The following is a 13,451-nucleotide window of genomic DNA, read 5'->3' as shown; positions in this document are numbered from 1 at the left end:
GGTTCAGTCCAGTAATGAAAGCGTGACCGGGGTCAGGTGGTTGTCTTCAACGCGTACTTGCAGTTCACCTTCGCCCAGGCGGGCTTTCAGGCGCTGACCGTTTTGGGTCTGGGCGGCGCTACGAATGGCCTGGCCGCGCTCATCGAGCAGGATGCTGTAGCCGCGTCCCAAAGTAGCCAGAGGGCTGACCACATGCAGGGTCTGCATATGTGCCTGAAGGCGCTGACGACGGTCTTTAAGTGTTTCGCGCATGGCTCGGGGCAAGCGTTCGGACAGGCTGTCCAGGCGCTGCTTGAGCAGGGCCAGGGTGCGACCAGGATGTTGCGCCGCCAGGCGGGTGTCGAGGCGGGCCAAACGCTCGCGGCGTTGATTCAGGCGTTGTTCGAAGGCTCGGCGCAAGCGCATGTCCAGGTCATCCAGGCGTTGCGCTTGTTGGCGCAGACGTTCGCCGGGGTGGCGCAGGCGTCGGGTCAGGCTGTCGAGGCGCAGGCGGTCATGGCTCAGACGGCTTTGAATACGCAGTAGCAGGCGTCGCTTGAGGCTGTCGATGCGTCGCTGCAAGTCGCTGCTGTCCGGCGCCAACAGCTCGGCAGCGGCCGACGGCGTTGGGGCGCGTACATCGGCGACAAAGTCACTGATCGATACATCGGTTTCATGGCCGACAGCGCTGACGATCGGTGTAACGCAGGCGGCAATCGCTCGTGCCACCGCCTCTTCGTTGAAGCACCAGAGGTCTTCCAGCGAACCACCACCACGGGCCAGGATCAGCGCATCGAAGCCACCACTGTCGGCCAATTGCAGCGCGCGGACGATCTGATTGATCGCTTCTCGGCCTTGCACGGCGGTTGGAATCAGGGTCAGTTCGACTTGCGGAGCGCGGCGGCGGAACACACTGATGATGTCGCGGATTACCGCACCGGTTGGCGAGCTGACAATGCCGATGCGTTGCGGGTGGACGGGTAGGGCCACCTTGCGCTCGGCACTGAACAGACCTTCAGCGCCGAGCTTTTCCTTGAGTGCTTCAAATGCCAGGCGCAGCGCACCATCGCCGGCGGGCTCGACTGTGTCGAGGATCAGTTGATAGTCGCCACGGCCTTCAAACAGCGAGACCTTGCCGCGCACCTTGACCGCCAGGCCGTCGCGCAGGGCCTGACGAACCCGCACCGCATTCTGGCGAAACAAGGCGCAGCGCACCTGAGCACCGCTGTCTTTGAGGGTGAAATAGACGTGGCCGGAGGCTGGGCGGGCGAGGTTGGATATCTCGCCTTCAACCCAGACATTGCGAAACACATCTTCGAGCAGCACCCGGGCGCGGCCGTTGAGCTGGCTGACGGTAAGGACTTCGCGGTCCAGGCCGAGTCTTTCGAAAGGGTCTTTGATCATGGGGCAGCATCATAAAGGAATGTGCCTTGGCGTGGCACTCCATCACCGGTAGGAGCGGGCTTGCCCCGCGATGCGATGTGTCAGACAGAATGCAATCGCTGGGTAAGCTGACTCCTACGTAGCCATGTGTTCGACAACCTGGCGCACCAATGGCCCGGCATCACGGCGGCAGGCCAGCGCCACCGTACTGCGGCATCCTTCATCCGTCAGGGCAATGAACCGCAGTGATGGCGGAGCAATCTCCTGCATGCATTGCGGCAACAAAGCCACACCAAAACCTGCCTGGATCAACTGCAACTGTGTGGTCTTGCGCGACACCACCCGTGCTGCTTTCGGAAAGAAACCCGCCGCCATGCACAACTCGGCAGACAAATAGCTCAAGCCACCGCGTTGGTGATGAGGGATGGAAATAAAGGCCTCATCACGCAACTGCGCCACGCTAACGCTGGAGTGCCTGGCCAGCGGATGATCCTCGCAGACGGCCAGCAACAACGGCTCGTCAAACAGCGGCTGCACACAAAGCCCTTCATGCTGGCGCAGCACCGGCAAGCGCAGCAGGCCTATTTCAAGGCGGTCTTCTGCAAGCTCTACAAGCTGTGCCTCAGAGGATTGCTGGGCGATCTCCATGGCAACTTCCGGGTGGCTTTTCAGATAACCGCTGAGCCGGCTCAGCAGGTGCCCGGTCAATGGCACGGTGCTGGAATGATTGAGGCGCAGGTTGCCGCGTACGCCTTGGCCGACCTCCCGAGCAAGGCGTTCGGCTTTGTCCAGGTCAATCAACAAGGTACGCGCCCTCGGCAAAAAGGCCTGCCCTGCAGCTGTCAGTCGAGGTTGGCGAGCAGTGCGCTCAAACAGCAAGGTATCGAGGTGCGACTCAAGTTCTTTGATCTGCCGGCTCAGGGCCGACTGGGCAATGAACAGACGCTCGGCAGCGGCGCTGAAACTGCCGCTTTCGGCGATTTCGACGAAGTACCTCAACTGGCGGGTAGAGATCATTAGCGGTATGCCGTTTCAAGATGGCTGGTGGCGTAAATGCATATTAGTCGGCATAGCTTGATGCTGGGTAAAGTTTTCCCACCTTCACCGTTGGCGACCACCATGCTCTCGACCTTGTTTGCTCAACTGCCTTTGACCTCCTTTGAATGGCTGTGGATCCTGCTGGGGGTCGGGGCTGCTTATATCGTCTTCGGCGTCGCGGGTTTTGGTACAGCGCTGGTGGCTGGGCCTGTGCTGATCAACTTCATGCCCCTGTCGCGGATCATCCCGTTGCTGGTACTGCTGGATTTTGTCGCCGCTTTCGGCAACTGGCTGCCGACGCGCAAGGCCGTGGCCCGCGCAGAATTGTTCCGCCTGTTGCCGTGCATGGCGCTGGGCTGCAGCCTGGGTGTGGTGTTTCTGCTCAGCCTCAAGTCCGATCTGTTGATGCTGGGTATGGGGCTGTTTGTCAGCGCCTACGCCTTGTATAGCCTGACGGTAAGCGTCAGGCCGACGCAGCTCTCGGCCGCTTGGTCGGTGCCAATGGGAACTGCGGGCGGTTTGTTCGGGGCCTTGTTCGGCAGTGGTGGCTTTCTCTATGCGATTTACCTCAATGCTCGCCTGCTTTCCCAAGAGCAGGCCCGGGCGACTCAGAGCGCGCTGATCAGCTGCAGTACGGTGGTGCGCCTGAGTCTTTTCCTCGTGGCGGGGGTGTACGCGGACCTGCCGTTGCTGCTGCTCGCTCTGTGTCTGGTGCCGATGATGGTAGCCGGGCTCTGTCTGGGGCGGCGCCTGACCCTGGGGATGTCGCGAGAAACCTTTGTTCGCCTGATTACCTGGCTGGTACTGGCCAGCGGCCTTGCCCTGATCGGTCGCTACCTGAGTGAGGTAAACTGGGCGCTTTGAGCATGTTTGGCTGCCGTCATGATTACCCAGAGCATTATTGTCCCGAAGATTTCCACTGTTCCTGTGCATGAGCCCCGCGCCCGGGCGATTCTGCGCTGGCTGGTGCGCGAGAAAATCATCGAGGAACAATTGAGCACCTGCGGCAGTACCGGCAACCGCATGGCCTACGCCATTGGCGAAGGCGCGCGCAAAGTGGTGGAACGGCCCGAGTTGCTGCCTTACGGCCAGGCGGTCAATGGCCTGGAAGTGATCACCAAACGTTGTATCTATACCCCGCTCGACGGCTTCCTTGAAGAGGCGGGCTGCGCCGAGTGCCGTCAGGAGGTGGGGGTAGCGCTGTTCGAGAGCCTGGAAGAGTGGATGCCCGGGCAAACCGACAATTTCATCTGCCCGTTGTGTGGTCATGAAGACGACATCAACGGCTTTCTGTTCCTGCAACCCTGCGCGTTTTCCAACCTGGGTTTTATCTTCAATAACTGGAGTGCGGCGCAGTTCAAACAAACTTTTCTCGATGACTTCGCCGACTGGTTGGATCAGCCGGTGGCTGTCGTGCAGGTAAGCCGCACCGGTAACTGACCGAAGGCCTATCTTTGCATTGAGCGAAAGGCTCTGGATGAGTATAATGGCGCGCTTCCATTTTTCCCGCCCGGGAGCCCCCGCGATGCTGCGTATCAGCCAAGAAGCCCTGACCTTCGACGACATTCTCCTTGTACCTGGTTATTCCGAGGTGCTGCCCAATGAAGTCAGTCTCAAGACCCGTTTGACCCGTGGCATCGAGCTGAATATTCCGTTGGTTTCCGCCGCCATGGATACCGTGACCGAAGCCCGCCTGGCCATCGCCATGGCTCAGGAAGGCGGCATTGGCATCATCCACAAGAACATGACCATCGAGCAGCAAGCTGCCGAAGTGCGCAAGGTCAAGAAGTTCGAGGCCGGTGTGGTTAAAGACCCGATCACCATCGAGGCTGATGCCACGGTACGCGATCTGTTCGAACTGACCCGTCTGAACAACATCTCCGGCGTTCCGGTGCTGCACAATGGCGACCTGGTCGGCATTGTCACCTCCCGTGACGTACGCTTCGAAAGCCGTCTGGATGCCACTGTCCGCGAAGTGATGACGCCGAAAGAGCGTCTGGTCACCGTGAAGGAAGGCGCCGACAAGAACGAAGCACGTGAACTGCTGCACAAACACCGCATCGAGCGCGTACTGATCGTCGACGAGAAATTCGCCCTCAAAGGCATGATGACCGTTAACGATATCGAGAAGGCCAAGGCTTACCCACTGGCCAGCAAAGACGACCAGGGTCGTCTGCGCGTCGGCGCTGCAGTCGGCACCGGCAAAGACACCGGCGATCGCGTTTCCGCACTGGTTGCGGCCGGCGTTGACGTGGTGGTGGTCGACACCGCTCACGGCCACTCCAAAGGCGTAATCGATCGCGTTCGCTGGGTGAAAGAGAACTTCCCTCAGGTTCAGGTCATCGGTGGCAACATCGCGACCGGCGCTGCCGCCAAGGCACTGGCCGAAGCTGGCGCTGACGCCGTCAAGGTCGGTATCGGCCCGGGCTCGATCTGCACCACCCGTATCGTTGCTGGTGTCGGCGTGCCGCAAATCAGCGCTATCGCCAATGTTGCCGCTGCCCTTGAAGGCACCGGTATTCCGCTGATCGCCGACGGTGGCATCCGTTTCTCCGGTGACCTGTCCAAGGCCATCGTTGCTGGCGCCTCTGCCGTGATGATGGGTTCGATGTTCGCCGGTACCGAAGAAGCGCCGGGCGAGATCGAACTGTTCCAGGGTCGTTCCTACAAGGCCTACCGTGGCATGGGCTCGCTGGGCGCCATGTCCCAGGCTCAAGGCTCTTCGGACCGCTACTTCCAGGACTCCTCGGCCGGCGCCGAGAAACTGGTTCCGGAAGGTATCGAAGGCCGTGTGCCGTACAAAGGCACCCTGACCGCGATCATCCACCAGCTGATGGGTGGCCTGCGTTCCTCGATGGGTTACACCGGCAGCGCCAACATCGAAGAAATGCGCACCAAGCCAGAGTTCGTGCGTATCACTGGTGCCGGCATGGCCGAGTCCCACGTGCATGACGTACAAATCACCAAAGAAGCGCCTAACTATCGGGTCGGCTAACGCCTCCAGCCAGTAGTTGAAAGTTTCTAGCTTCAAGCGGTAGCTGCGTTGCAGCAGCTACCGCGTTTCCCCGATCAACTTGCAGCTAGCCGCTCCAGGCTTGCAGCTGCATCAGAGATTGAGTCATGGCCCTCGACATTCACGCTCACCGCATCCTGATTCTCGACTTCGGTTCCCAGTACACCCAGCTGATCGCCCGCCGCGTGCGCGAAATCGGCGTGTACTGCGAACTGCACCCGTTCGACATGGATGATGAAGCGATTCGCGAATTCAACCCGCGCGGCATCATCCTTGCCGGCGGTCCTGAGTCCGTGCACGAAGCCAACAGCCCGCGCGCCCCGCAAGCTGTGTTCGACCTGAAGGTCCCAGTACTGGGCATTTGCTACGGCATGCAGACCATGGCCGAGCAAATGGGCGGCAAGGTTGAAGGTTCCGAGCTGCGCGAATTCGGTTATGCCCGCGTTGACGTGGTCGGCAAGAGCCGCCTGCTCGACGGCATCGAAGACCACGTCGACGATGACGGCGTACTGGGCCTGGACGTGTGGATGAGCCACGGCGACAAGGTTACCCAGATGCCGGGCAACTTCAGCGTTCTGGCCAGCACCCCGAGCTGCCCGATCGCCGGCATGTACGACGATGCCCTGGGCTACTACGGCGTGCAGTTCCACCCGGAAGTGACCCACACCAAGCAAGGCGGTCGCATTCTTTCGCGTTTCGTTCAGGACATCTGCGGCTGTGAAGCCCTGTGGACCCCGTCGAACATCGTTGAAGACGCCATTGCCCAGGTACGTGAGCAAGTGGGTTCGGCCAACGTCCTGCTGGGTCTGTCCGGCGGCGTCGACTCCTCGGTAGTTGCCGCGCTGCTGCACCGCGCCATCGGCGACCAGCTGACCTGCGTATTCGTCGACAACGGCCTGCTGCGCCTGCACGAAGGCGACCAGGTGATGGCCATGTTCAAAGAGAACATGGGCGTCAAAGTGATCCGCGCCGATGCTGAAAAGCAGTTCCTCGACAACCTGGCCGGCGAAGCGGACCCAGAGAAGAAGCGCAAGATCATCGGTCGCACCTTCATCGACATCTTCGATGCTGAAGCCAGCAAGCTGGACAACATCCAGTTCCTCGCCCAAGGCACCATCTACCCTGACGTGATCGAGTCGGCTGGAGCCAAAAGTGGCAAGGCTCACGTGATCAAGTCGCACCACAACGTGGGTGGCCTGCCTGAGGAAATGAACCTCAAGCTGGTCGAGCCACTGCGTGAACTGTTCAAAGACGAAGTGCGCAAGATCGGCCTGGAGCTGGGCCTGCCGTACGACATGGTCTACCGCCACCCGTTCCCGGGCCCGGGCCTGGGTGTGCGTATCCTCGGTGAAGTGAAGAAGGAATACGCCGACCTGCTGCGTCGCGCTGACCATATCTTCATCGAAGAACTGCGCAAGGCTGATTGGTACCACAAGACCAGCCAGGCCTTTGTGGTCTTCCAGCCGGTCAAATCGGTTGGCGTCGTCGGTGACGGCCGCCGTTACGCCTGGGTCGTTGCCCTGCGTGCCGTAGAGACCGTGGACTTCATGACTGCGCGCTGGGCGCACCTGCCTTACGAGCTGCTGGAAACCGTCAGCGGCCGGATCATCAACGAGATCGAAGGCATCTCTCGCGTTACTTACGACGTGTCGAGCAAGCCGCCTGCGACCATCGAGTGGGAATGATCCCGCTAGTGCGTTAATGAGCGCCATGTTCCGAAAGGGACATGGCGTTTTTTTTGTCTGTAGGAGCGGGCTTGCCCCGCGATTGCGTACCGTCCGCCCTATCGCATCGCGGGGCAAGCCCGCTCCCACAGACGCTGTGGTAACTATCTAGCACCGTTGTGTCAGGGCAACTTGCACAGTGAGCCTCTTTGACAACGGAGGCTATTGTGATGAGCGACTCATCTTTGTCCTTGACCCTGCGCAACCAACTCTCGGCGATTGCCCGGCGAGTTGTACTCGCCTTCCCTGACCTGCATGCTGATGCCCGTAAAGCTGCACTGAACTTGCTCAAAGCTGAAGGTGTGCCCAACGGAAATCCGGATCATATTTACTGGCATCGCTTTTCTCAGGGAATGAGCACTAACAGGACGTTCACTGGCTGGCAGCACTTCGGTACCCCCGAGCAATCCCTGACCTTGACCGAGCTGGTTATACGGCGGTTTCGTGTCGGCGATCAGGACAGTGCTGACGTGCTGCCTATGTACGGTGGTTTTTACTCCGTAGGGCCTGACGCTGGTGTCTATAACGAAACCAATGAGGTGCGGCTTGAGCCGGAGCGTGTTCTCAAGGCATTTTGGGTGCTGGATTTTGGTGCCGACTTTCAGCGTCGATCAGCTGCTTTCTGGGCCGATCATGGTGAAGACGTTCGTACCTTGGCCAAGCTCAACTACCTGTCTGAAGCCTTGCAGGCAGGGCTGAGCGGTCAATTGGACGCATTGCAGTTGCAACTGGTGTTCGACGCTGTCGGCTTCGACAGTGGTATTGCCCCGCAACTGCAGCATTTCGAACAGGTGCATTCGCCGCAAGCTGGGATTCAAATTGCTACCTTGAGCCTGTGCGGTCAGGTGTCGACGGACGTCATCTGGTTGAAGGCGCAGGACGGCCATTATGTTCTTTACTTGCCCGGCGCGGTGCCATCTTTTCAGGGGTTCGACAGCGAGGCTGAGGTAGCTGAATACCTGTTCGGCTGGCTTCAGGTGCCAAAAAGCACTGAGCAGTTGCTGGCGCACTTTACCGCAGAACCTCAAGCGTTACAGGCATTGCGCAGCCAACTACAAGGTTTGGCGAAGGGAAGCGTTGAGCACTTTGTAGCCCAAGTGCGAAGGGACCCCATCAGTGGCGAAGTGTTTGCCTGGGTCCGCGACAGCGCCAGACAGCGCATGATCAACGAAGCCGACGCTGTCTTGCGGACCAATTCCGAGCTGCGGATTCAGCTGTGGATCGGCTACCTGAACACGGTGGGGCGCCTGCTTGGCTATATGGTGCCGGCTGGCTGGCCGTTGGCGTTGCTGGTGGTGGCGATTGGGGTGGCCCGAGTGGCGCTGAATGCCGAGCAAGCGGTTGATGGCGATACCCTCGAAGAGCGCCATGCGGGGGTGGTGGGATCAATTCTGGCCGGTGTTGATGTTCTGCTTAATCTTCCGTTTCTGATCCCGTTGGGTAAAGGTTCGGCGCAAGTCCTGGACGAGCGTGAAAGCAATGCGCTGGTCAATGTTCCAGCGGCCACGGCAGGCCCCTCGCGGGGCATCAGTACGCTTGCCAATGGTGGGCAGTACATCGAAATTTCCGGGTTGTCGTACCGCGTACGTTACGACTCGACGTTGGGTACCTGGTTGATCGTGCCTGAGGAAAACCCGTTTTCCTTTGCGGGTGGTATTCCTGTGCGTATGAATGAAGCGGGGCAGTGGGAAGTATTCGAGTCCCCCTGCTTACGCGCTGGCGGTCAGTGCATGAGTGGGATGACGCCGGAGCAGCCGGTTGAAATGGTTGATTATTCGGCGTTCGAGGTCCCGGCAGGTAGCTATGAGGTACCGACCGGTGCGCGCCCGGCCATGCTTGAGCTGATCAATGTAAGTAACCGGCGGATGCTCTCCGGTGATTTTTTCGACCCGGAATCGCCCTTGAATGACGTATGTGACAGCTTGCAGCGAGTCCGTCAGCAACTGAGTGAAGATGCCAGCGGTTTCTTTGCCGGCTGGCCCGAGTTGCCTTACGTTCCACTGGCAGAACCCGTGGCATCGGTTGCCCCGCAACGTGCGTTCTTGGAGTTGCTGGAGCAACACGAAGGCCTGGTGATTGGAGAGTCGCATGGCTCTATCGCCAGCAAGCGTTGGCTGATGGATAACTTCAAGGCGATGTACGACAAAGGTGTGCGCACGCTCTACCTTGAGCATCTGATGAGTGATATGCATCAGGTCGATCTGGATGCCTTTGCCCATACCGGGCAGATGACGCGCAATCTGGAAAGTTACTTGCGGGAGCTTGATGCCGGTCATTTCACTGACCCGGGCGCTCGCTACAACTTTCTGGAACTGGTCAGGAAGGCCCGTGCCAACCGGATCAGTGTACAAGCGATCGATTGCGTGGCGAGCTATCGGCTGGATGGTCTGGATGCGGTGCACTGGGGCAATCCGTTGCGGCAAAAAATGATGAATTATTACGCTCATCAAACGATCTCCATCAGGCAGGCCGCCAGGCCCACTGAACGATGGGTCGCGCTGGTCGGTAATACGCACAGTAATTTTTACAAAAAAGTGCCTGGCGTTGCCGAGCTGCAAGGGGTGCCGGGTTTACGCATCGTCGATGCCGGCCCCGGGCAGGCGACGGGAATAACGCTCGATCCTGGTGAATATTTTCTGCCGAGCATGGGCAAGCCCGATGGCATTGTGCAGGGTGATCTGAGGCTGGCGCTGCAAACCAAGCTTTTACCCGTGCAGTACCTTGACCCGGTCACCGCACCGCCAGGAGTCATTCGCCCCAAGCTCTAGGGCAGCCTGCGGCAACTCTTCACTTAATCTTTCGCATTTGCAGGTGTATCGTATTCGCCCTTCATCGCCAGCCCTGACAGGGCTGGCATGTTGTTCCTGGCAATACGAGGTACCTGCGGCATGGCGTTTACCCGGCGACAAATTCTCGGTGGCCTGACTGGCCTGGTGGCAATCGGCCTGGGTGCCGGCGGTGCATCGCGTTACTGGCTGGGGCGCACTGACCCGAATGCCGGGCATGATTACGAACTGATTGCCGCGCCGCTGGATGTCGAGCTGGTGTCTGGTCACAAAACCGAGGCTTGGGCGTTCGGCCCATCTGCACCGGGTACTGAACTGCGCGTTCGCCAGGGTGAGTGGCTGCGGGTGCGCTTTATCAACCGCCTGCCGGTGCCCACCACTATTCACTGGCACGGCATCCGTTTGCCTCTGGAAATGGATGGCGTGCCGTACGTTTCGCAACTGCCGGTATTGCCAGGCGAGTATTTCGATTACAGGTTCCGCGTGCCCGATGCTGGCAGCTATTGGTATCACCCGCATGTGAACAGCTCCGAAGAGCTGGGCAAAGGCCTGGTCGGCCCGCTGATCGTCGAGGAGCGTGAGCCAACAGGCTTCAAGCATGAGCGTACCTTGAGTCTGAAGAACTGGCATGTGGACGAGCAGGGTGCATACCTGCCGTTCAGCATCCCCCGTGAAGCCGCCCGAGGTGGCACCGCAGGACGTTTGATCACAATCAATGGCCAGGCCAATGCGGTGGTCGAGATGCCTGAAGGGCAGGTTGTGCGGGTGCGTCTGCTCAACCTCGACAATACCCTGACTTATCGGATCAACCTCAAGGGCAATTTCGAAGCCAGGATCTATGCCCTGGATGGCAACCCGATCACCCCACGGCCGTTGGGCAAGGACTACTGGCTCGGCCCAGGCATGCGTATCTGCCTGGCAATCAAGATGCCGCCGGCCGGTGAAGAATTGTCATTACGTGATGGTTCGGTGCGTTTGGGGACGCTGCGCTCAGTGGCCAGTACTGAAGCGCCAGGCGATTGGCCGCCAAAGTTGCCAGCCAACCCGATTGCCGAGCCGGACCTGGCCAATGCCGAGAAGCTTAACTTTAACTTCGAGTGGGTAGGCTCGGTGTCGGTCAACACCGACAACGGCAAGCCACCGAGCTTGTGGCAGATCAACGGTGAGGCCTGGGACATCACTGACAAAACCTGTGCCGAACGGCCAATTGCTACGCTGAAAAAGGGCAAGAGCTATATTTTCGAGCTCAAGAACATGACCCAGTACCAGCATCCGATCCATTTACACGGCATGAGCTTCAAGGTGCTGACCTCGAATCGGCACAAGTTCCCCGAGCAGTACTTCACCGACACCTACTTGCTGGGCAAGAACGAGAGTGCCCAGGTAGCGCTGGTGGCCGATAACCCCGGTACCTGGATGTTCCATTGCCACGTGATCGATCATATGGAAACCGGCCTGATGGCCGCGATCGAGGTGGTCTGATGCGTCAACCACAGATCATTGATCGCAGCCGCGATCAGGCTTTCATGCGTGAGGCGCTGGAGCTGGCGGCGCAGGGCGCGGCCATGGGTGAAGTGCCGGTGGGCGCAGTGCTGGTGCAGCATGGGCAGGTCATTGGCCGGGGCTTCAACTGCCCGATCAGCGGCAGTGATCCCAGCGCCCATGCCGAAATGGTCGCTATCCGCGCTGCAGCCCAGGCGGCGAGCAACTATCGCCTGCCCGGCAGCACCCTGTATGTGACGCTGGAGCCCTGCAGCATGTGCGCTGGGCTGATCGTTCATTCGCGCATTGCCCGGGTGGTGTACGGCGCGCTGGAGCCCAAGGCTGGAGTGGTACAGAGTCAGGGCCAGTTTTTTACCCAGGGCTTTCTCAACCACCGGGTGTTGTTCGAGGGCGGGGTACTGGCAGAAGAGTGCGGGACGATCTTGTCCGAGTTCTTCAAGGCGCGCCGCGCCAAGGCCTAAGAAGCTGTGGGAGCGGGCTTGCTGTGGGAGCGGGCTTGCCCCGCGATAGCTATTTATCAACCAACATCGCATCGCGGGGCAAGCCCGCTCCTACAGCGGGGGCGTAGTTTCTGGCGGTTTGGTCTTGTCGACGCCCGGTACATGCAGGTTGCCATCGGCCACTTGGCTGCCTTCCAGTTGTGGCTGGGTTACCCAGGTGAGGATGTCGTAGTAACGACGTATGTTGGCAACGAAGTGCACAGGCTCACCGCCCCGGGCATAGCCGTAGCGGGTCTTGCTGTACCACTGCTTTTGCGCCAGGCGCGGCAGCATTTTCTTCACGTCCAGCCACTTGTTCGGGTTCAAACCCTCGCGTTTTGCCAGTTTGCGCGCGTCGTCCAGGTGCCCGCCGCCGACGTTGTAGGCCGCGAGGGCAAACCAGGTGCGGTCAGGTTCCTTGATCGAGTCGTCGAGTTGTTCTTTGACGTGCACGAAGTATTTAGCGCCACCACGAATGCTCTGCACCGGGTCCAGGCGGTTGGACACGCCCATGGCCTGCGCGGTGCGCTGGGTCAGCATCATCAGCCCGCGTACGCCGGTCTTGGAGGTGACTTCCGCCTGCCACATCGACTCTTGGTAGCCAATGGCGGCCAGCAGGCGCCAGTCGACCTGTTCCTTCTTGGCTGACGCCTTGAAGTGCTTTTCATAGCGCGGCAGGCGTTGCTGCAGGTGCTGGGCGAAGGTGTAGGCACCGACGTAGCCCAACACATCCACATGGCCGTAATAACGGTCTTTCAAGCGCTGAAGAGTGCCGTTCTTCTGAACTTTGTCGAGAAATTCGTTGATCTCGTTGAGCAAGCTGTTGTCTTCACCGGCGGCTACCGCCCAGCGCTGGTCGCGTGAGTCACCGAGGTCGAAGGCCACCCGTACGTTCGGGAAATACACCTGGTTCATCGCCAATTCGTTGGAGTCCACCAGAGTCAGATCGATCTGGCCTTCATCGACCATACGCAGCAGGTCGACGACTTCCACGGCGTCAGATTCTTCGTATTCAAGTGCGGGATACTGCTTTTTCAGGTCCGCCAGCTGGTCGGCATGGCTGCTGCCCTTGAGCACCATGATTTTCTTGCCGATCAGGCCTTTGGCGTCGGTAGGGCGCGACCGGCCGTTGCGGTAGATGACTTGAGGGGTGACTTCCAGATAGGGGTGGGAAAACCGTACCTGTGCCTTGCGCCGTTCGCTGCTGACCAGTCCGGCCGCTGCCAGAACCGGGCCGGAGGGTTTGCCAAGCTGATCGTACAGTTCGTCGAGATTGTCGGCGGTTTCGATCTTGAGCTCCACCCCCAGTTCGTCGGCAAAGCGTTTGACCAGCTCGTACTCGAAGCCGGTTTCACCGTTACGGTCTTCGAAGTAGGTGGCCGGGCTGTTGCGGGTGATCACGCGCAGCACACCGTCCTCCTTGACGCGCTCTAGGGTGCTGGGTTTTTCAACACAGGCACCGAGCATCAGGAAGAGTCCGATTGCGATGAGCCATCTGGCGCAGCGCTGGCGCAAAGCAGTTTGGGCGAACATAGGTTGCAGTATA

10 protein-coding genes are annotated in these 13,451 nt (G+C 59.7%); 7 read left to right on the top strand and 3 right to left on the bottom strand.

Annotated features, from left to right (window positions below):
* Nucleotides 1-3 precede the first annotated feature (3 nt).
* Together xseA and E1573_RS23865 are read right to left on the bottom strand one after the other, a co-directional pair.
* The gene (gene xseA / locus E1573_RS23870) at nt 4-1,383 is read right to left on the bottom strand and encodes an exodeoxyribonuclease VII large subunit (RefSeq protein ID WP_133217001.1); all 1,380 of its coding nucleotides are present in this window, start codon (nt 1,381-1,383) and stop codon (nt 4-6) included.
* 114 nt (nt 1,384-1,497) lie between these two features.
* Nucleotides 1,498-2,379 carry a LysR family transcriptional regulator gene (locus E1573_RS23865; protein ID WP_133217000.1) on the bottom strand — a complete coding sequence of 294 codons (882 nt, stop codon included), beginning with the start codon at nt 2,377-2,379 and terminating at the stop codon, nt 1,498-1,500.
* A gap of 102 nt (nt 2,380-2,481) precedes the next feature.
* On the opposite strand from E1573_RS23865, the gene E1573_RS23860 reads away from it, so the two are divergent.
* From E1573_RS23860 to tadA, 7 genes are all read left to right on the top strand, one after another.
* Entirely contained in the window at nt 2,482-3,264 is a 783-nt protein-coding gene (locus E1573_RS23860; RefSeq protein WP_133217077.1) for a sulfite exporter TauE/SafE family protein, read from the top strand.
* An 18-nt stretch (nt 3,265-3,282) separates the two neighbouring features.
* On the top strand, nt 3,283-3,840 hold the full coding sequence (locus E1573_RS23855) for a sugar ABC transporter ATPase (RefSeq protein ID WP_133216999.1): 558 nt from the start codon (nt 3,283-3,285) through the stop codon (nt 3,838-3,840).
* 85 nt (nt 3,841-3,925) lie between these two features.
* Nucleotides 3,926-5,395 (top strand): IMP dehydrogenase, encoded by a 1,470-nt coding sequence (gene guaB, locus E1573_RS23850; RefSeq protein ID WP_133216998.1) that lies wholly within the window; start codon nt 3,926-3,928, stop codon nt 5,393-5,395.
* Between the two features lie 125 nt (nt 5,396-5,520).
* Nucleotides 5,521-7,098 carry a glutamine-hydrolyzing GMP synthase gene (gene guaA / locus E1573_RS23845; protein ID WP_133216997.1) on the top strand — a complete coding sequence of 526 codons (1,578 nt, stop codon included), beginning with the start codon at nt 5,521-5,523 and terminating at the stop codon, nt 7,096-7,098.
* A gap of 209 nt (nt 7,099-7,307) precedes the next feature.
* The gene (locus tag E1573_RS23840; RefSeq protein ID WP_133216996.1) at nt 7,308-9,905 is read left to right on the top strand and encodes a membrane-targeted effector domain-containing toxin; all 2,598 of its coding nucleotides are present in this window, start codon (nt 7,308-7,310) and stop codon (nt 9,903-9,905) included.
* 120 nt (nt 9,906-10,025) lie between these two features.
* Complete coding sequence (locus E1573_RS23835; RefSeq protein ID WP_133216995.1) at nt 10,026-11,405, top strand: multicopper oxidase family protein; 1,380 nt, start codon at nt 10,026-10,028, stop codon at nt 11,403-11,405.
* Complete coding sequence (tadA, locus tag E1573_RS23830; RefSeq protein WP_133216994.1) at nt 11,405-11,887, top strand: tRNA adenosine(34) deaminase TadA; 483 nt, start codon at nt 11,405-11,407, stop codon at nt 11,885-11,887. Before E1573_RS23835 ends, tadA begins: the two co-directional genes overlap by 1 nt.
* Before the next feature lie 90 nt (nt 11,888-11,977).
* Here the strand turns inward: tadA and mltF are convergent, their stop codons facing one another.
* Nucleotides 11,978-13,438, bottom strand: coding sequence for a membrane-bound lytic murein transglycosylase MltF (mltF, locus tag E1573_RS23825; RefSeq protein WP_133216993.1), 1,461 nt, complete (start codon nt 13,436-13,438; stop codon nt 11,978-11,980).
* Nucleotides 13,439-13,451: the final 13 nt, after the last annotated feature.

This window comes from Pseudomonas sp. H9 (assembly GCF_004353925.1).
Classification (GTDB): Bacteria; Pseudomonadota; Gammaproteobacteria; order Pseudomonadales; family Pseudomonadaceae; genus Aquipseudomonas.
The sequence above is the reverse complement of the archived record's forward strand: the minus strand, read 5'-3'. Positions and strand labels throughout refer to the sequence as shown.